At 66.0% G+C, this 18680-nt stretch carries 14 protein-coding genes; 7 read left to right on the top strand and 7 right to left on the bottom strand.

All coding sequences use genetic code 11. The features are described 5' to 3' along the window. Positions 1–59 precede the first annotated feature (59 nt). Positions 60–4901: an ATP-dependent helicase gene (locus AB0J47_RS33275; protein WP_364355297.1), complete on the bottom strand. Its 4842-nt coding sequence runs from the start codon at positions 4899–4901 to the stop codon at positions 60–62. 137 nt (positions 4902–5038) lie between these two features. Between AB0J47_RS33275 and AB0J47_RS33270 the strand changes: the two genes are divergently transcribed. After that, positions 5039–5584 (top strand): histidine phosphatase family protein, encoded by a 546-nt coding sequence (locus tag AB0J47_RS33270; RefSeq protein WP_364355294.1) that lies wholly within the window; start codon positions 5039–5041, stop codon positions 5582–5584. On the opposite strand, the gene AB0J47_RS33265 is transcribed toward AB0J47_RS33270, so the two are convergent. Beyond that, positions 5574–6203, bottom strand: a complete 630-nt coding sequence (locus AB0J47_RS33265) for a TetR/AcrR family transcriptional regulator (protein ID WP_364355291.1) — start codon at positions 6201–6203, stop codon at positions 5574–5576. The two genes, AB0J47_RS33270 and AB0J47_RS33265, sit on opposite strands and share 11 nt — an antisense overlap. Before the next feature lie 69 nt (positions 6204–6272). On the opposite strand from AB0J47_RS33265, the gene AB0J47_RS33260 reads away from it, so the two are divergent. Together AB0J47_RS33260 and AB0J47_RS33255 are read left to right on the top strand one after the other, a co-directional pair. After that, entirely contained in the window at positions 6273–7211 is a 939-nt protein-coding gene (locus AB0J47_RS33260) for a patatin-like phospholipase family protein (RefSeq protein ID WP_364355288.1), read from the top strand. Beyond that, entirely contained in the window at positions 7208–8047 is an 840-nt protein-coding gene (locus AB0J47_RS33255) for an SDR family oxidoreductase (protein WP_364355285.1), read from the top strand. The genes AB0J47_RS33260 and AB0J47_RS33255 overlap by 4 nt, the downstream gene beginning before the upstream one ends. A gap of 176 nt (positions 8048–8223) precedes the next feature. Here the strand turns inward: AB0J47_RS33255 and AB0J47_RS33250 are convergent, their stop codons facing one another. Beyond that, the gene (locus tag AB0J47_RS33250; protein ID WP_364355282.1) at positions 8224–11691 is read right to left on the bottom strand and encodes an indolepyruvate ferredoxin oxidoreductase family protein; all 3468 of its coding nucleotides are present in this window, start codon (positions 11689–11691) and stop codon (positions 8224–8226) included. 215 nt (positions 11692–11906) lie between these two features. Further along, a complete protein-coding gene (locus tag AB0J47_RS33245; protein WP_364355279.1) occupies positions 11907–12113 on the bottom strand; it encodes a DUF3761 domain-containing protein in 207 nt (68 codons plus the stop codon). 13 nt (positions 12114–12126) lie between these two features. Here AB0J47_RS33245 and AB0J47_RS33240 point away from each other — a divergent pair, with 13 nt between their 5' ends. Then, the gene (locus AB0J47_RS33240; RefSeq protein ID WP_364355276.1) at positions 12127–12414 is read left to right on the top strand and encodes a hypothetical protein; all 288 of its coding nucleotides are present in this window, start codon (positions 12127–12129) and stop codon (positions 12412–12414) included. Between the two features lie 481 nt (positions 12415–12895). Here the strand turns inward: AB0J47_RS33240 and AB0J47_RS33235 are convergent, their stop codons facing one another. After that, on the bottom strand, positions 12896–14425 hold the full coding sequence (locus AB0J47_RS33235) for an aldehyde dehydrogenase family protein (protein WP_364355273.1): 1530 nt from the start codon (positions 14423–14425) through the stop codon (positions 12896–12898). A 109-nt stretch (positions 14426–14534) separates the two neighbouring features. On the opposite strand from AB0J47_RS33235, the gene AB0J47_RS33230 reads away from it, so the two are divergent. From AB0J47_RS33230 to AB0J47_RS33220, 3 genes are all read left to right on the top strand, one after another. Next, positions 14535–14987, top strand: coding sequence for an Lrp/AsnC family transcriptional regulator (locus AB0J47_RS33230; protein WP_040686931.1), 453 nt, complete (start codon positions 14535–14537; stop codon positions 14985–14987). 76 nt (positions 14988–15063) lie between these two features. Next, positions 15064–16401: an L-lysine 6-transaminase gene (gene lat / locus AB0J47_RS33225; RefSeq protein WP_364355356.1), complete on the top strand. Its 1338-nt coding sequence runs from the start codon at positions 15064–15066 to the stop codon at positions 16399–16401. Between the two features lie 164 nt (positions 16402–16565). Further along, the gene (locus AB0J47_RS33220; RefSeq protein WP_364355269.1) at positions 16566–17777 is read left to right on the top strand and encodes a hypothetical protein; all 1212 of its coding nucleotides are present in this window, start codon (positions 16566–16568) and stop codon (positions 17775–17777) included. A gap of 13 nt (positions 17778–17790) precedes the next feature. On the opposite strand, the gene AB0J47_RS33215 is transcribed toward AB0J47_RS33220, so the two are convergent. Both AB0J47_RS33215 and AB0J47_RS33210 read right to left on the bottom strand, forming a co-directional pair. Next, a complete protein-coding gene (locus AB0J47_RS33215) occupies positions 17791–18129 on the bottom strand; it encodes a hypothetical protein (RefSeq protein ID WP_364355266.1) in 339 nt (112 codons plus the stop codon). Continuing rightward, positions 18129–18542: a DUF1707 domain-containing protein gene (locus tag AB0J47_RS33210; RefSeq protein WP_364355263.1), complete on the bottom strand. Its 414-nt coding sequence runs from the start codon at positions 18540–18542 to the stop codon at positions 18129–18131. Before AB0J47_RS33210 ends, AB0J47_RS33215 begins: the two co-directional genes overlap by 1 nt. Positions 18543–18680 lie beyond the last annotated feature (138 nt).

The raw sequence follows: 18680 nt of genomic DNA, 5'->3' as shown, positions 1-18680 counted from the left end.
GGGGCCGTCGCCACGCGTGCCGGAACCGTGCCGCTTTGCGTGGGTTCGTCGTCGTCGGGTCACGGCTTGCTCCGCAATCGGAGGCCTCTTGGGGTTGCGGAGAATCCGGCCTCGGTGAGGAAACCGGCGAAGGTGTTGCCGTGCACGGTTTCTCCGTCGACTCGGTCGATTACGAGCGAGTCGACGCGGCGGTCGCGCACCAGATCGGCCAGGGCGGTGGCCGCGGCTTGGCGGAGGTTCGGGTCCTCGGTGAAGGTGAGTAGGGTTTTGCCGCCGCGCTCCAGATAGAGCGTGAGTTCGCCGTCGACGAGCACGACGATCGCACCGGCCTTGCGTCCTGGACGGTGACCTGCGCCCTCGGCCGGTCCCTTCGGCCAGGGAAGTGCCGCGCCATAGGGGTTCGCGGGATCGCTTGCCGCCAAGGCTGATGCGGTGCTCCGGCGTTGTCCGCCGCTGCCGGGACGGGTGCGTTCGGTGTCGAAGGAGCGTAGTCGGTCCACCACATCGGTGGTCGAGAATTGTGCACCGCCGAGCGAATCGATGAAATAGCCGCGGCGGCAACGGCCGCGATCCTCGAATTCGGTGAGCACGCGGTACATGAGTGCGAATCCGCCGGGCACGCCCTCGTTCTGCACCGAGCCGCGGGTCAGCACGCCGTACCGCTCCAGCAGGGTGTCCGCCGTTGCGTGGGCGCGCAGGGTGTTGTCCGCCACCCGTTCCGGCAGGAGTGACCAGCGGCCCGCCACGGCGGGCGGTCCGGATCTGGTCGGCATATTCGGTCGTGGGAGATAGGCCCGTCCGCGTGGCGCGCGCCGGGGTGTGCGATGTGCGGTTGTGGTCCGGGCCGTGCCTGAGAGCAGGGCGCGGACCGGGGCGAAGGTGTCACCGGAGACGACGCCTGCCCAGACGAGCTCCCACAGTGCGGTCGCGACTCGAGCGTCGTCGAGGAGTCCGGTGGCATCGGAGAGTTGACGGAAGAAGTATGCGCCGCCGCCGTGCAGGACCGGCGGAAGTCGCGGTGGCGAACTGTTTCGGCGCGCTGAGCCGTTGGTGGTCGCCGAGGTGCCTCGATTCGCGGAAATGCCCGGCATCGCTGAAACATCCTGTACTGCATCATCCAGCGAGACGACCTGGTCTGGCCCTGCGGGTGGTTCCTCCGTATCGGCATCGATAGGCGTCCATGGGGCGATCGATGCGCCCAATGCGTTGAGCAGGCGCAGGTGTACCTCGGACAGTTCGATCTCGTCGGCGGGCGTCAGCGTGAACGGCGCCTGGTCGGCCAGGTGCAGGGCAATCCAGCCGTCCTTGGCAGTGATGGCGCCGTGCCCGGACCAGATGACCTCACCGGTGGCCATCAGTTCGTCCAACATGGCGGGGGAGTAATCGCGCACCCGCGCGGGCAATACCAGCGATTCCCATGCGGACGCGGGAATCGGCACTCCCGCAAGCTGTTCCACCACTGCCGCGACCCCGTCGACGCCGCGCAATTCACCGGTACCGATGTGTTGCCAGGACGGTAGGAATCGGCCGAAGGCGGCGGTCGCGACGGGTTCGACCTCGTGTCGGGCGGCCGCGAGGGATCGGCGGCGCAATCGGCGCAGCACCTGGCTGTCGCACCATTCCGGGCCGCTGGCCGCCGGCGTGAATTCGCCCTCTACCACGCGCTTTTCCGCGACCAGCCGATGCAGTGCCGTCGCGGCGACCGCGGTGCCGAGTCCGAAACGAGCGGCCACGGCCTCGGTGGTGAACGGTCCGTGCGTGCGGGCATAGCGCCCAACGAGGTCTCCGAGCGGATCGGCGACCGGTTCGATGAATGCGGCCGGGGTGCCGATGGGCAGCGGCACGCCGAGCGCGTCGCGCAGGCGCGCGGCATCCTCCACGGCGACCCACCAGGTCCGTCCGGCGAACGTAACCTCGAGTGCGCGCTTCGATTTCACCAAGCCGGCGAACCATTCCGCCGGATTACCGGTGGGTTCTGCGTCGTCGAGTTGAACGCCGCCACACCGCTGCGCGGCTTCCTCGGCAGTAAGCGGTCCGAGCAGCCGCAATAGATCGGCCAGCCCCTCCGCATCCCGCGCCGACCGTTCGGGTGTGAGCCGCTGCAATTCCCGCTCGGTTTGCTCGATGACGGTGGCGTCCAACAGCTCCCGCAGTTCCACCCGCCCGAGCAATTCGGCGAGCAGACTCGAATCGAGCGATAGTGCGGCCGCCCGACGTTCGGCCAGCGGACTGTCCCCGTCGTACATGAACTGCCCGATGTAATCGAACAGCAGGGAATTGGCGAACGGTGACGGTGTCGCGGTCTCCACCTCGACCAATCGCACCTGGCGACGCGCCACCCGTCCGAGCAGATCCCGCAGCGACGGAAGATCGTAAACGTCGCGCAGACATTCGCGCACCGTCTCCAACAGGATCGGAAAGTCCGGAAACTTCCGCGCCACATCGAGCAATTGCGCCGACCGCTGCCGCTGCTGCCACAACGGCGCACGTTTACCCGGATCGCGTCGGGGCAGCAGCAGCGCCCGTGCCGCGCACTCCCGGAATCGCGATGCGAACAGCGCCGATCCGCCGACCTGCTCGGTGACGATCTCGTCGATCTCATCGGGCTCGAACACGAACAGCTCAGCACCGGGTGGATCGTCGGTGGTATCGGGCAGTCGCACCACGATTCCGTCATCGGAGGCATTCGGCGCGACATCCACGCCGAACCGCTCCCGCAGCCGCGCACCGATCGCCAACGCCCATGGCGCATGCACCGGTAAGCCGTACGGCGAGTGCAGCACCAGTCGCCAATCGCCGAGTTCGTCGCGGAAGCGCTCGACGATCAGGGTTCTATCGCTGGGCAATTGTCCAGTGGCAGTGCGTTGTTCATCGAGCAGCGTCACCAGATTCGCGGTGGCATTCTCGTCGAGGCCTGCACCACGTAGGAGTGCGTCGACTGCCGGATCCGCTGGGGAGTTCTTCTTGGGGTCGAGGTTCGAACCCTTCGGCGATTGCGCACCGGCCTTGCGGATGAATTCGCCTAGCGCCGCACCGAGTTCGGCGGGCCGACCGAGTCCGTCACCATGCCAGAACGGCAACCGTCCCGGCTGCCCGAACGCGGGCGTGACCAGCACCCGGTCGAAGGTGATCTCCTCGATGCGCCAGCTGGTCGCGCCGAGGGCGAATACATCGCCGACCCGCGACTCGTACACCATCTCCTCATCGAGTTCGCCCACCCGGGAGGCCTTTTCACCGACCATGTAGACCGCGAACAGGCCGCGATCCGGAATCGCGCCACCCGAGGTGACGGCCAGTCGTTGCGCCCCCGGCCGACCGGTTAGCGTGCCCGCGTCGCGGTCCCACACGAGCCGGGGTCGCAATTCGGCGAACTCGTCCGACGGATAGCGACCGGCGAGCAGATCGAGCACCGATTCATACGCCGATCTGGGCAGCGAAGCGTAATTGCCGGTGCCGCGCACGGTTTCGAACCAAGCGTCGACATCGATGGGTTCGAGCGCGCAGGCCGCGACGGTCTGCTGGGCCAGGATGTCCAGGGGGTGCGCGGGAACTTGCAGGGCCTCGATCTGCCCGGCAGTCATCCGCTGTGACGCGACCGCGCAGTGGATGACGTCGGTGCGATGCTTCGGGAACAGCACCCCGCGCGAAATCTCACCGACCTGGTGCCCGGCTCGCCCGACTCGCTGCAACCCGCTGGCCACCGAAGGCGGCGCCTCCACCTGCACCACCAAATCGACCGCGCCCATATCGATTCCGAGTTCGAGACTGCTGGTAGCCACCACACAGCGCAGCCGTCCGCTCTTGAGATCGTCCTCGATCAGCGCCCGCTGCTCTTTGCTCACCGACCCGTGGTGCGCCCGGGCCAACAGCGGATCCGCGCCGTGGATCACTTCGGTCGATGCGCCGAGTTGGGCGGGCGGTTTGTGCCCGCCGCGCGCGTCAGGCCGGGAGGAGGCAGCTTGCGTAACCACGGCGGGCCCCGCGCGCGGCGAATCGGACACAGTCTCGACGGCCTCGCCCAGCCGCGCGGCATAGGCCTCATTGAGCCGTGCGGTCAGCCGCTCGGCCAACCTGCGCGAATTCGCGAAGACGATCGAAGACCGGTGGTCCAGCACCAGGTCGACGATCGCCTCGTCCACATGCGGCCAGATGGATCCGGGCTGATCGGAATCGCCCGGCTCGGTCATATCCGCGATCGGCACACGCACGGACAGATCGAAGGTCTTGGGAGCGGGCGGCGAAACGATCGTGATCGGCGCATTTCCAACCAGAAATCGCCCGACCTCCTCAGGCGGGCGCACCGTCGCCGAGAGCCCGATCCGCTGCGCGGGCCGCTCGGTCAGCAGATCCAACCGTGCCAGCGAAAGCGCCAGATGTGCGCCGCGCTTACCGCCCGCGATGGCGTGCACCTCGTCCACGATCACCGTGTCGATATCGCTGAGCGTCTCCCTGGCCGCCGAGGTGAGCATCAGGAACAGCGATTCGGGAGTGGTGATCAGAATGTCGGGCGGCGTCCGCTGCATCGATCGCCGCTGCGCCGCACTGGTGTCGCCGGAACGAACACCGACGGTGATCATCGGCGGGTCCAGGCCGAGCCGTTTCGCGGTCTGGGTGACCCCGACCAGCGGCGCACGCAGATTCCGTTCGACGTCCACCGCCAATGCCTTCAGCGGTGACACATAGAGCACCGAGGTGCCGACCTTGCCCTCGGGTTTCGGTCGGGTCGCGAGTTGATCGATGGCCCACAGAAAGGCCGACAGCGTCTTACCCGAACCGGTTGGCGCGACGACCAAGGTGTGCTCACCTGCGGCAATGGCCTTCCATGCGCCCAGCTGAGCGGACGTCGGCGCGGGAAATGCGCCGTCGAACCACTCTTGGGTCGCGGTGGAGAACTGGGCCATGGCATCAGTGTGCACCCGGGCACCGACAACCAGCAGCGGCGGCCGGAATACCTCGAGTCCGGCAAATGGCTGTAGGCCCGAGCGAAGGGGTGGCAATCGAAGTACGGCCGCCAGCGTCGCGCCGTACGCTTCCAACCGTGCAAAAGGTGCTCAGACTCGACCTGGTCAGCCATGGCATGACCGAGGCGATGCGAAAGGCACGTTTTCCAGTAGACGAATCGCTGACCGAGGCCGGTCGCCGAGCAATCGCCGCGTGTGGCCGCCTGACCGCGGCGCGGGTACTCACCGGACCCGAACGCCGGACCGTGGAAACGGCTGCGCTGATGGGGCTTCCGGGCGAGGAGGACACCCGGCTGCGCGATCTGGATGCCGGCGCGTGGCGCGGCGGCGAACTGATGTCGGTGCCGCAGGATGAGCTATATGCCTGGCTGACCGACCCGCAGTTCCGTGGTCACGGTGGCGAATCCGTAACCGATGTGGTCGAGCGGACCAGGTACTGGATGGCCGAAATCGCTTCCGAGGGCATGTCAACCATCGCGGTCACCCATCCGGCGGTGATCCGCGCGGCACTGCTGGTGACCCTGGACGCGCCGCCGAAATCGTTCTGGCGGATCGACATTCCGCCGGGCAGCGTCACCCGGCTGCACTATCGCGGCGAATGGACGTTGCACTTCACCGCGTGAGATCCGGGCTCATCGCGCGCAGTGGCCCTTCGCCCACAGTTACGAGCAGTCGTACCGCATCGGTGATCAAGCGCACCGGAATCGACGGATCGACGGCTCGTTGCATGCCGAGCCCGATACCCATGCTCAGGATTGCGGTCGCGGCATCCTCGGCGGGCATCGGCAGCGGGATTCCGGTCATGTCCGAAAGTGTCTGCACCTGCGCCGCGACAGCGCCGCGCATCATGGCCAGGCTCGAGACCAGCGCGGCCTGCAGTTCCGGATCGTCGCGGGCGACCGTGGCGAATTCGAATTCGAGCATGGTCCAGCCGACATCGCCGATGGTGTGCCCGGCCCATTCGTGGAATCGAGCCAGCTGGTCGTCGAGCGTCTCGCCCGCCGCGATCAGATCGGCCACCTCGCCGAATTTCGTCGCGTGGATCAGCCCGAGCACCTCCAGGCACAGTTCCTTCTTGGTGCGGAAGTTCGAGTAGACCGCGCCCTTCGAGTAGCCCGCCTCCTCGGCGACCCGCTCCAGGCTGGTTTTCGCATAGCCCTCGGCCAGGAAGAGATCGCGTGCGGTCGCGATCAGGTCGGCCCGGGTGCGGGCCTGGCTTTCGGACCGGGTCAGACGTGCCATGCCGCCGATTCTACGTACCGATGGCTTTCAGATACTGAAGGTATTTGAATCCTGCTAGTGTGTGGAACCATGGGTAACAAAAACCGGCGCGGCATGGCCGTAGGCTGCGGCGGAACGCTCGGGTTCGCCTGGATCGTGGCCGCGCTGGCCGCCACCCGCGAGGTACTCGACTGGGAGCCGCGCGAGGCGGATGTGCTGCTCGGCACATCGGCGGGTGCCGAGACGGTCACCCTGCTCGGCAGCGGCATCGGCGTGGATGAACTCGTCGCGATGCAGCGCGGTACCTCGACGAATCCGATTCTGTTGGCGCATATGCGTTCCGAGCCCGGGCGGTTCCCGCCGCTGCCTCGACCGCGGCTGGGTGAGTTGGCATTGAGCCTGCGTGCGCCCGCGACCGGTCAGCGGTTGCTCACCGCGGGCAGCGGCCTGCTGCCGATCGGCGGTGGCGATGCGAGCTGGCTGCAGCACCTTGCCGATCGCCTGAATCCCGGCCGGTCCTGGGTATCTCACCCCGCGACCTGGCTGGTCGCCATGGATTACGCGACGGGAGAACGGGTTCCATTCGGCTCGCCCGACGCGCCATCGGCGAACCTGGGTGCGGCGCTGCGTGCGTCGTGGGCGGTTCCCGGCTGGTTCCCGCCCGTATCGATCGCCGGACGTCGCTTCATCGATGGTGGTGCGGGCTCGACCGCATCAGTGGACCTGCTTGCCGCACAACAACTCGACGAGGTGCTGGTGCTCGCGCCCATGGCCTCCGTCGAAGAAGTCCCCGCGACCGGTCCCGGTCATTTCCTGGAGCGGCAGCTGCGCGATCGCATGAGCGCCCAGCTCGCTGCCGAGGTCGCGGTGTTGCGTGCGGCTGGTACGCGCGTCCTCGTGATCGGTGCCACCGCAGCTGACCTCGCCGTAATGGGACCGAACTTCATGGACGGCCGTCGTCGTCTCGAAACCCTCGAACACAGCCTGCGCAGCACCCGCCGAGCGCTGGAACAAGGAGCATTCGCATGAATATTCTCGGTCACGGTTATCCGGGTATCGACCTGAAGGGCGCGCGGGTGCTGATTACCGGCGCGGGCCGCGGCATCGGACAGTCGACCGCGGAACTGTTCGCGGCCGAGGGCGCTGAACTCGCCATTGCCGATGTCGACGCTGTCGCAGCCGAATCCGCCGCTGCCGCGATCGGCGCGCGTGCCTATGAGCTCGATGTCCGTGTCCGCGACCAATGGGACAAGGTCGTCGCAGACTTCGGCGCGGTGGATGTTCTGGTCAACAATGCGGGTGTCATGCCCGCGGGCGCGTTCCTCGATGAGCCCGACGCGGTCGGCCGCGCCACCATCGATGTCAATGTCTGGGGTCTCATCCACGGCATGCGCGCCGTGGTGCCCGGCATGATCGAGCGCCGCCGCGGCCACGTCGTCAACGTCGCCTCGCTCGCGGGCAAGATCCCGGTCGCGGGCTTGGCCGTCTACAACGCCAGCAAATTCGCCGCCGTAGGCCTATCCGCCGCAACACGTTTGGAGTTCGCACCGCAGGGCGTCAGCGTCAGCTGCGTGATGCCCTCGGCTGTGCGCACCCGCCTCTCCTCCGGTCTGTCCCTCGGCAAGGGTATGCCGACGGTGGACCCCGAAGACGTCGCCGCCGCCATCCTGCAAACCTGCGAAACCCGCAAGGCCGAAGTGGCCGTCCCGAACTACCTGGGCCCCATCGACATTGCCCTGGCCGCCGCTCCCGAGCGCGCAGTCCGCCTTGTTCGCCGACTCCTCGATGGCAACCGCGCTCTCCACCCAGCCGACTCCGAAACCCGCGCGAAGTACGAACAACAGGTCCGTTCGATCACCGAATAGTCGGATCTTATCCGGCAAGAGAACGATTGCCCCGAGGCTGCATCTGCTCCGCAGTCGAAATCGCCTGCACCCGATGCCTCGGCACCTGGCACCTATATCTGAACCGACCGGGCACACCCCGTCACAACCGGGCACCCATAAGCGGGTGCCCGGTGCCGAGACAGCTACCTCTGCGGTTACACCTGAGGTGGTTCGATGCTGAGGTCGCGCAGGGCGTTTCGGTAGAGCTCGACGTTGGCCAATTTGATGTCCTCGTAGCCGCGGACCATGTCGGGGAGTGCGGCGGCCCGGGTAGCGCGGTCGTAGTCCGCTGGGCCGAGGTTTGCGGCCAGTGTTGTCACCATTTCCGTGTAGTGGCTGAGCAGAGTGCGTTCGACGCGGCGGACATGGGCATAGCCGAATGGGTCGAATTTGGTGCCGCGCAGGCGCTTTCCCTTGGCGAGTACACGCAGGGCGAAGTGACTGCGTGGGCCGAGACCGATCTTCTTCTTGCGGCCCATGGCGCGCAGGATCGGCGGGTGTAGGCGGTAGGTGAGGTTGGCGCCGTCGGGAATTCGCTCGCTGACCTGGTCGAGGAAGGCCGGGTCGGTCAGGCGCCGCGCGACCTCGTATTCGTCCTTGTATGCGGTGAACTTGTAGAGGCCACGGGCCACTTGCTCGCTGAACTCGGTCCGGTCGGTGATACGCCGCTCGGCATCCCAAATGCGTTGCACGGTACGGACGTAGGCGCGGGCCACCCGCACGCCCTGGAAGCCGATCAACTCGACGGCACGCAGTTCGAGCAGTCGCCTCGTCTCACCTGACGCGGTCACACCATCGAAAAGATCTGACGGAATGGCGATCTCGGGTCGCTTGTGCGTCTTGGGTGTGGTGGCAGCGGCGAATTCATCCGGCCGCGCGATTGCCACCCGTCCCCAACGGAAAGCCGCGATATTGGCATGCACCGCAACACCGTTGATCTCGATGGCCTCCTCGATCGCCGACGCGGGTATGCGCAGACCACCGATCTGATAGGCGGCGCCGACGAGCAGGAAGTTGGCGGCCGCGGTGTTGCCGAACAGCACCTCGGACGCGGCCAGCGCGTCGAACGAGCGCACCGAGCGCGACACTTGCTCGAGTCGGGCAAGCAGGTCGCGCTCTTCGGGATACGCGACGGACTTGTCGTAGACCATTTCGCCAGTGGGGGTCTTGCTGGTCGAGGCGACGGACAGGGTGGTCTGCTTCGACCCGTTGGCCAGATTCTTGTTATCGGTGGCCGTGATCAGGTCGAATGCGACGATGCAGTCGGCCGAACCCGGCGTAAGCCGGTTCGCCGGTTCCAATTCGCCACTCGCGAAGCGCAGATGCGATACGACCGGTCCAGCCTTCTGACTCAGGCCGATCTGGTCCAGACTCGCCACCTCGTACCCGGCGCGTAAGGCCGCGGTCGCAAGCACCTGGTTGACCGTCACGATTCCGGTGCCGCCGATACCGGCGAGGAATACATTCTGGGTCGTCGCAGGCGCGCCGTTCGGCAGGTCGGGTAGTACCGGCGGCTCGGGGCGTCGAGTCGCCTTTCGCTTCTCGGCTTTCGCGGGAAGCTCGACCGTTACGAACGAGGGGCAATCGCCGTCCATACAGCTGTAGTCGGTATTGCAGGAGGTCTGATCGATGCGGGTCTTGCGGCCGAATTCGGTTTCGACCGGCTGCACCGAAAGACAGTTGCTCTTGACACCGCAATCGCCACAGCCCTCGCAGACCGCCTCGTTGATGACCACCCGGGTCCGCCGAACCGGCAGCGTGCCCCGCTTGCGCTGGCGGCGCGCGTCGGCGGCGCAGTGCTGGTCGTAGATGAGCACGGTCACCCCGGGAATTGCGCGCAGGGTGCGCTGGGCTTCGTCGAGCCGATCCCGGTGCCAGAGCAGGGTTCCGGCGGCGAGGTCGCGCTTGCGGTACTTCTCGGGTTCATCGGCACAGATGATGATTTGTCGCACGCCCTCGGTGCTGAGTTTGTGGGTCAGCATGGGCACCGCGAGTGCTCCCTCGGCGTCCTGCGCGCCGGTCATCGCGACGACATCGTTGTAGAGCAGCTTGTAGGTGATATTCACGCCCGCGGCGATACAGGCCTGCACCGCGAGTTGTCCGGAGTGGAAATACGTTCCGTCACCGATGTTCTGGAACAGGTGCGGCACCGAGGTGAACGGGGCCTGCCCGATCCACTGCGCACCTTCACCGCCCATCTGGGTCAGCCCGGTCACCTTGCTGTCGTCGCGGCCGGACATGGTCACCATGGTGTGGCAGCCGATGCCGCCACCGGCGATCGACCCTTCCGGCACGGCGGTGGACCGGTTGTGCGGGCAGCCGCTGCAGAAGTACGCGGCCCGCTTCGCGGGCAGAACCGAAAGTGACAGTGGTTGCGGCAAGGTGCGTTTCATCTCCAGCCGACCCTGCAGCGCACGGCGCAGCGGTGCGACGATCCGACCAGAGGTGAGCTCGCCGTCATGAGCGAACAGCGGCCGGTTCTCGGCATCGCGCTTGCCGATGATCTCGGGCGCATCGACAGAGCCATACAGGATTTCGCGGATCTGCGTTTCGATGAACGCGGTCTTGTCCTCGACGACCACGATCCGCTCCAACCTGTCGGCGAACTGCCGGACGCGTTCGGGAGCAATGGGATACGGCATGCCGATGCGCAGCAGTCGGACCCCGGCACGATGCAGCGCGTCGTCGTCGGCGCCGAGATCGATCAGTGCCTGGCGCACCGCGTCGAATGTGGTTCCGGTGGCGGCGATTCCGATGCGGGCACGCGTCGGATTCACCTCGATGACGTCGAGTTCATTGAGTGCGCTATAGGCCTGCACCATCTTCCAGCGCGGTCCGTACAGATCGGCCTCGGCGAGCACGCTGTCCGTCGGCGCGGCCATCGGGCGCTGTTGGTAGGTGAACGGCCTTTCCTCCCAGTCGATCTCGGGAATAGTGATGTCGATATCGCCAACCTTGCCGTCGACTGTCCAAGCGCCATCGGCCACGTCGGCGACAATTTTCAGCGCGACCAGACATCCCGATGCGCGCGAGAGGGCGACACCGTGCAAGCCCATGGTGATGATCTCGCGGGCGTTGCGCGGAAAGAGCACCGGAATACCCATTGCGGCCAGCGAACGCTCACTCACCGCCGGCACGGTCGAGGACTTGGATGCCGGATCATCGCCGACCAGCAACAGCACGCCGCCACGCGCATTCGCGCCGTACATATTGGCGTGCCGCAGTGCATCAGTCGCGCGGTCGAGACCTGGGCCCTTGCCATACCAGACTCCGACAACGCCGTCATGGGTCGCCGCGCCGGCGGGCAGATCCGCCTGGCTGCCCCACACCGAGGTTGCCGCAAGCTCCTCGTTCAAACCGGGGACAAACGAAATATCGTGCTCGGCCAAAACATCCGGCATCCCGCTGAGCATCTTGTCGACACCGCCCAGCGGGCTGCCCTGATATCCGGAGACGAAGGTACCGACCCGGCGTCCGGCGCGCAGATCGCGAACATGCTGCTCGACCAGCTGTCGAGCGATCGCCTGGACGCCGGTGAGGATAACGGTGCCCGCACCCACGCGGTAGCGGTCGGCGAGGTCGTAGGGGGCTGGGATCAGTTCGCGGTCGGCGAGCTCGGTCATGTAGTCCACCCATCCGCGAGGCGCCGATCGGGCGCTTCGCTGTGTTGAGCATTTGTTGCCGCAATCCTGTACTTGAAGAGCTGAACGCACAACTGATGTGCGACACATTGAGCAGACTGCGCAATTTGAAGCTCGATCGGTGGACACCGGCTATGCAGGATGCGAGGTGAAATGTGATCCCGCCCACGATGACCCGGTATGAGCTGCGTCAGGCGTTACAGCCAGGCGGCTACGCCACCATGATGGGAGCAGGTGCCCGAGCGGTGTTGGCTGTAGCTGTAGGTGCCGTCGGTGCAGCGGGCGGTGGCTCCGGGCGGGGCGGCGGGGGCGGACTGGGGGCGGTGGACACATTGGTTGTCCGAGTTGAGGTATGAGTCGTCGCCGCAGGTCTGCTGGGATTGTGCAAGTGGGGCGGCTGCCACCGGTGGTTGGTACGTGGGGGGTGGGGCTGAGGCGATCGGTGCCGGGGCCGGCGCGGGCGGCGATACCGACGTGGTCGGCGCTGCGGTCGACGCCGCCGTGGTGGTCGTAGTCGGCTGCGGCGATGTTGTCGCGGGCGGTGTCGAGGTGGCCTTCGACGTGGTGATCGACGCCGTAGCGGCGGTGAGGCCGGGGCCGCTCGATTGCGGCGCGCAGCCGCTGAGCAGCAGTGTGAGCGCACCCGCGAAGGCGATGCCCGTGCCGACGAAGGTGGTGAAGCGATTCCTCATGTTCCCCTACTGAATTTCTGCCAGGGCGATCTGAAAGGTTTGGGTGCCTGGACTACTCGCTCCATCGCTCTGGCATACATCCCGTTACCGACACTCGCAGCGACTCACCGCAAAACACTTACCGATGAAAAAGGGTCCAGGCCAGTCGGTTTGGAAACCGGCCGGCTCGGACCGTCAGTGGCAAGGGCAGGATTTCGAAACTGCGGCCTCTGCGTCGCGATCTCCGAGAACCCGCGGACACAGTCTCGATTGACGAGCGAACTACAGTCCCTCGTCGAACGGGTACCGAACGCCTAATACGGATCGGTCGCCGACAAAGCAGTTCATGACGAGGTCATCGGCGACTTGGATCAACACATCGCGACCTTCGACCGTGGATGCCCAATCCATCGGCGGCCCGGACACACCATGGGCCCGGTGGCTCGTGCGAGCTATCCCGAGCGGGCACCGTCGACCTCACCTAGGCGCCCAAGCGGCGGGGGGCGGGTTGTGGCTCAACCGAACTGGATGCCCTGCGCCAGTGGCAGCTGATCGGAGTAGTTCACGGTGTTGGTCGCCCGCCGCATGTATGCCTTCCACGAGTCCGACCCGGATTCCCGGCCGCCGCCGGTGTGCTTCTCGCCGCCGAACGCGCCGCCGATTTCCGCGCCGGAGGTGCCGATATTGACATTGGCAATACCACAGTCGGAGCCGTCGGCGGCAAGGAAGCGTTCGGCTTCGCGCTGGTCGGCGGTGAAGACGGCCGAGGAAAGGCCTTGCGGCACACCGTTGTGCAGGTCGATGGCGGCGTCGAAGTCGCGGTAGGTCAGCACGTAGAGGATCGGTGCGAAGGTTTCCTCGCGGACCACGGCGGTCTGGGCGGGCATGCGCACGATCGCGGGACGCACGTAGCAGGCATCGTCGCCGAACCCGTCGACTCGCTCACCACCGCAGACCAATTCGCCGCCATCGCCGAGCGCACGATCGATTGCCGCACGCATTTCCTCGTAGGCGCGGCGGTTGATCAGCGGGCCGACCAGCACACCGTCGTCGAGCGGATTGCCAACGCGCAGTTGACGATATGCCCCGGCTACGCGATCCAGCAGCGGCCCGACGACATCGGCGTGCACGATCAATCGACGCAAGGTTGTGCAGCGCTGTCCGGCCGTACCCGCCGCCGCGAACACGATGCCGCGCGCCGCCAGCTCCAAATCCGCTGTGGGCGTGACGATCGCGCCGTTGTTACCGCCCAACTCCAGCAGACATCGCCCGAACCGAGCGGCCACCCGCGGCGCCACCATGCGACCCATCCGCACCGAACCGGTCGCGCTCACCAGCGCCACCCGCTCGTCGTCGACCAGCCGGGACCCGACCTGCGCACCACCTTGAATCAGCTGGTGCACTTCGGGATCCGCGCCGACATCGGCCGCCGCCCGGCGCAGCAGCGTATGGCAGGCCAGCGCAGTCAGGGGTGTCGTCTCCGACGGCTTCCACACCACCGTGTCACCGCAGACCAGCGCGACGGCGGTATTCCATGCCCACACCGCGACCGGGAAGTTGAACGCCGAGATCACCCCGACCACGCCGAGGGGATGCCAGGTCTCCATCAGCCGATGTCCAGGCCGCTCCGATGGCATGGTCTTGCCGTAGAGCTGGCGCGACAGCCCGATCGCGAACTCGCAGATGTCGATCATTTCCTGCACCTCGCCGACCGCCTCGGCACGGATCTTCCCCGCCTCCAGGGTGACCAGTTCGCCGAGTTCGGCCTTGTGCGCGGTGAGTAGTTCGGCCAGTCGCCGCACCACCCCGGCCCGGACCGGGGCGGGTACGGTGCGCCAGCCGCGGAAGGCCGCCGCCGCCCTCCCGATCGCCGCATCCGCGTCGTCGAGGGAGTCGGCGGGCAGCGTCATGAGCGTGCCACCGGTGATCGGCGTCCGCGCGGACAGTTCGCCAGCGACCGGTGACTGCGCGCCGAGTGTGTGCAGTAGTTCCGCCGCACGGGTAGCCAGGTCCTTGGTCAGGTGGTCTTCGAGCATGTCTGTCATCGGTTGCTCCGCTGTAACTTTGGGTCGGCGAACAATATCGGATGGGTACGGTGAGTTAACGAGCAAAAGTTTTCGCCACGAGTAGCCTCCGCTGGGTTAGCCTTCGCTGATGGCGGATACACCGGCAAGACCCGTACTCGATGACATCGATCGCCTGCTGATTCGTGAACTGATGGCCGATGGTCGCGCCACCCTGTCGAATCTGGCCGAAAAGGCGAGCTTATCGGTCTCGGCTGTGCAATCGCGGGTCCGCAGACTAGAGGCGCGCGGGGTGATCCGCGGCTACACCGCACATGTCGATCCCGAGGCGCTCGGGCAACTGTTGTCGGCATTCGTCGCCATCACTCCTCTCGACCCTTCGCAACCTGATGACGCGCCTGCCGTGCTGCAACATATCCCGGGTATCGAGGCATGCCACTCGGTGGCCGGTGACGAGAGTTACGTGTTGCTGGTGCGGGTGGCCTCTCCCCGGCACCTCGAGCAGTTGCTGCAGGAGATCAGGGCGACCGCCAACGTGCGAACTCGAAGCACCATCATCTTGCAGACATTCTACGACAGATAGCCTGTGGCCGTAATTAGTCCGTTATTTCATAGAATTTTCGTAAAGATTTTCGTACCCTACTGATGTGACCATCGAACTGGAGCGCACCCGCGCGGGGAGTGGCAATGCACCGGTCACCCCCGCCTCCCGGGTACACGAGATCCTGTCGGCGCACATCCTCGCCGATGGATTCGACCTGGTGCTGGATCTACGGAAATCCCGTGGCTGCCTGATCGTCGATGAACGCGACGGCAGCTCCTACCTCGATATGTTCGGCTTCTTCGCCTCCAATGCCCTCGGCATGAACCATCCCGCCTTGGCCGAGGACGAAGAGTTCCGCGTGGAACTGAGCGTCGCGGCGCTCAACAAGCCGAGCAACTCCGACATCTACACCGTCGAAATGGCCCGCTTCGTCGACACTTTCGTGCGGGTGCTGGGCGATCCCCGGCTGCCGCACCTGTTCTTCATCGACGGTGGCGCACTAGCGGTGGAGAACGCGCTCAAGGTCGCGTTCGACTGGAAGAGCAGGCATAACGAATCCCACGGGCGCGCACCGGAACTCGGCACCAAGGTGCTGCACCTGACCGGAGCCTTCCATGGCCGCACCGGCTACACCATGTCGCTGACCAATACCGATCCGGTGAAGACGGCCCGCTTCCCCAAATTCGATTGGCCGCGCATCGACGCGCCGTTCCTGGCCAACGGCGTCGATATCGCCGCCGCCGAAGCACACGCACTCGACCAGGCGCGCCGCGCCTTCGCCGAAAACCCGCACGACATAGCATGTTTCATCGCCGAACCGATCCAGGGCGAGGGCGGCGACCGGCATATGCGCCCGGAATTCCTGCAGGCCGTGCAGCGGCTGTGTCACGAGAACGACGCGCTGTTCATCCTCGACGAGGTACAGACCGGCGTCGGCATGACCGGAACCACTTGGGCCTACCAACAACTCGGGCTCGAGCCCGATATTGTCGTGTTCGGCAAGAAGACCCAGGTCTGCGGCATCATGGCGGGCGGGCGTGTGGACGAGGTGTCCGATAATGTCTTCGTGGTCAGCTCTCGGCTCAATTCCACCTGGGGCGGCAATCTCACCGATATGGTGCGGTCCCGACGCATCCTCGAGGTGTTCGAGCGCGATGAGGTGATCGAGCGGTCACGACCGCTCGGCGCACATCTGCTGCGGCGTCTGGAACAGCTCGCGGCCGACCACCCTCGGGTCACCGAACCGCGCGGGCGCGGGTTGATGTGTGCCATCACGCTGGCCTCGGCCGAATTGCGGGACGAGGTGCTGACCGCGCTGCGGGAACGCGAGCATGTGCTGATCCTCGGCACCGGCGAGCGCGGTATTCGGTTCCGGCCGCCGCTCACCGTTACCGAGGCGGAATTGGATGCCGCGGTCGACGCACTCGAACGGGTACTCAGCGACGCCGGATAGTTATCCGCCCGCAATCGGAAATTCGACTGTCCGAGTACGTAGTTCCGGATGATTCGGGCAACCCGATACGCCCTGGCGGGGATTGCTGTGGAATCCCGGCGGCAGCGCCTAGGCTTCGCACCCATGTCATCTCGTCTTCACCACCTCCTGGCACGGTGCAGCGCGTGAACCGACAGCGCAATCGCCGAAGCTGCGCCCAATTGCTCGCCTCGGCGACCGTCCTCGTGACGGTCGCCGGGTGCGCCCCGAGCGAGGCCGGATCGGTGGGTGTGACGACTCTGCCGCCCACCACCGTCACCGCCCCGACCAGCGCGGCACCGCCGCATCTGGAGAATCTGCTACCCGGTATGCCACCGCCGTTGTCGCCGACCGACATCTATGCCGCGAACCGGGCGTTGAGTCCGACGGTGGCCGATCATCGGCCCCTGGTCTACGTGCCGAACAGCGAATCGCATTCGGTTTCGGTGATCGACCCGGCAACCTTTCAAGTAATCGACAGTTTCCCGGCCGGAGGTCGGGAGCCCCAGCATGTGGTCCCGTCCTATGACATGCAGACGCTGTATCTCACCAATGATCTGCCGATCGGCGGGGGCACCCTGCTGCCGATCGATCCGCGCACCGGCAAACCCGGCGAGCCCTTCCCGGTGCGCGACCCCTACAACATGTACTTCACGCCGGATGGCCAATACGCGCTCGTCGTTGCCGAGGCGGATAAGTCGCTGGACTTCTACGATCCGCACACCTGGCAGAAAATGCACGCGCTCGCGGTGCCCGACTGCGCGGGCGTCGACCACATGGACTTCACCGCCGACGGTCGATTCGCCCTGGCCAGCTGCGAATTCATCGGCCGCATGCTGGTTTTCGATGTGGCCGAGCGCAAGGTGATCAAGATGATCGACCTGCCGGGCGGTCGTGCTGGCAAGCCGCAGGACGTCAAGCTCTCCCCGGACGGACGCAGCTTCTTCATCGCCGATATGGTCGCCGACGGCATCTACTCTATCGACGCATCGACTTGGGAGAACACGGGTTTCGTGCCGACTGGAAAAGGTGCGCATGGTCTGTATGTCACCCGCGACTCCAAACAGATGCTCATCACCAACCGCCACGAGGGCAGCATCTCCGTCTGGGATTTCGCCGCGAATAAGTTGGTGCGCAAGTGGTTCATCCCGGGCGGTGGCAGTCCGGATATGGGCAATCTGTCCGCGGACGGGCGGGTTTTCTGGGTATCGGGTCGACACCACGGTGAGGTGTACGCGATCGATATCGAGAACTGGAACCTGTTGGCGCGCATACCTGTTGGGCGGGGAGCGCACGGACTCACCATCTGGCCACAGCCGGGCCGTTACTCAACGGGACACACGGGTGTGATGCGCTGAGTTGGCTTCCGGCTCAGGGGAGTCGGAGGCCGAGACCGCCTTCTACGAAGCGACTGACCGCGGTGGTGCCGGTTTCGAGGGCGGGCTCGTAACCGGGGCGGGCCCAGCCGGTGAGTTCGGCAGTGTTGTCAGCGCCGGGCGTCACGACGATTTCGGCGACCAGTTCAGCGGTGGTGGGTTCGCAGACGGCCCAGGAGAAGTGGGATTCGTCATCCCACTGCTCGGTGCGGCGGGTGACGTAGTTCGGATCGGTGATGCCGCCAGCGGCGAGGGCTGGGCGGTCATCGATGCGGTCGTCGGCGCGCAGCGCCCGCAGATACCAGGTGCCCGCATTGATTTCGACGGGTTCCATCAGTCCTCGAGCTCCCTGCGGCGGCGACGGTCGCGTGGACGGCGACGTTGATGCTCGTGCCGACCGCCGAACAACAGTGCACCCGCCAGCGGGATGGCCAGGAACCAGAGCCAGCTGCCGGTGACGAAGAAGAGAATGACGGCCAGGATCGGGATCACCGCCATCACCCGCTCCGGCCACTCGTCGAGGAACCCGGAGTCGCGTTTGGCGGGCGCCGCGACGACGGGAGCGGGTTCGGGCAGGTCGACGAAGACTTTGTCCAGGTCGGCGCGGGTCAGCGCCGCCGCGACCACGGCACTGCGCTCATCGAACTCCGCCACACTGAGCCGCCCGGCGGCGAAATGATCGGACAGGCGCTGCATCGCTTGCTCACGCTCCGCGGTGCCGATGCGAATCTCGGGCAGGTCACTCATAACAGCAAGGCTAGCGGCTTTCCCCGAATGTTCTCGTGCTGCCGCATCGACCCCGAGCTGATCGAATTTCGCGTCGCTGAGCGGACTGGTTGCGTCATGATCGCCCTGCCGCCGGACCAGATTCGCGGATTCTGTGAT

This window comes from Nocardia sp. NPDC049737 (genome assembly GCF_040674755.1).
Lineage (GTDB): Bacteria > Actinomycetota > Actinomycetes > Mycobacteriales > Mycobacteriaceae > Nocardia.
Note: the sequence above shows the minus strand (reverse complement) of the source record. Positions and strands in the feature narration are given on the sequence as shown.

Coding starts and splice junctions, on each gene's coding strand:
- AB0J47_RS33275 (WP_364355297.1), bottom strand. CDS start 4,901: ATGGCCCAGTTCTCCACCGCGACCCAAGAGTGGTTCGACGGCGCATTT.
- AB0J47_RS33265 (WP_364355291.1), bottom strand. CDS start 6,203: ATGGCACGTCTGACCCGGTCCGAAAGCCAGGCCCGCACCCGGGCCGAC.
- AB0J47_RS33260 (WP_364355288.1), top strand. CDS start 6,273: ATGGGTAACAAAAACCGGCGCGGCATGGCCGTAGGCTGCGGCGGAACG.
- AB0J47_RS33255 (WP_364355285.1), top strand. CDS start 7,208: ATGAATATTCTCGGTCACGGTTATCCGGGTATCGACCTGAAGGGCGCG.
- AB0J47_RS33250 (WP_364355282.1), bottom strand. CDS start 11,691: ATGACCGAGCTCGCCGACCGCGAACTGATCCCAGCCCCCTACGACCTC.
- AB0J47_RS33235 (WP_364355273.1), bottom strand. CDS start 14,425: ATGACAGACATGCTCGAAGACCACCTGACCAAGGACCTGGCTACCCGT.
- AB0J47_RS33230 (WP_040686931.1), top strand. CDS start 14,535: ATGGCGGATACACCGGCAAGACCCGTACTCGATGACATCGATCGCCTG.
- AB0J47_RS33215 (WP_364355266.1), bottom strand. CDS start 18,129: ATGGAACCCGTCGAAATCAATGCGGGCACCTGGTATCTGCGGGCGCTG.
- AB0J47_RS33210 (WP_364355263.1), bottom strand. CDS start 18,542: ATGAGTGACCTGCCCGAGATTCGCATCGGCACCGCGGAGCGTGAGCAA.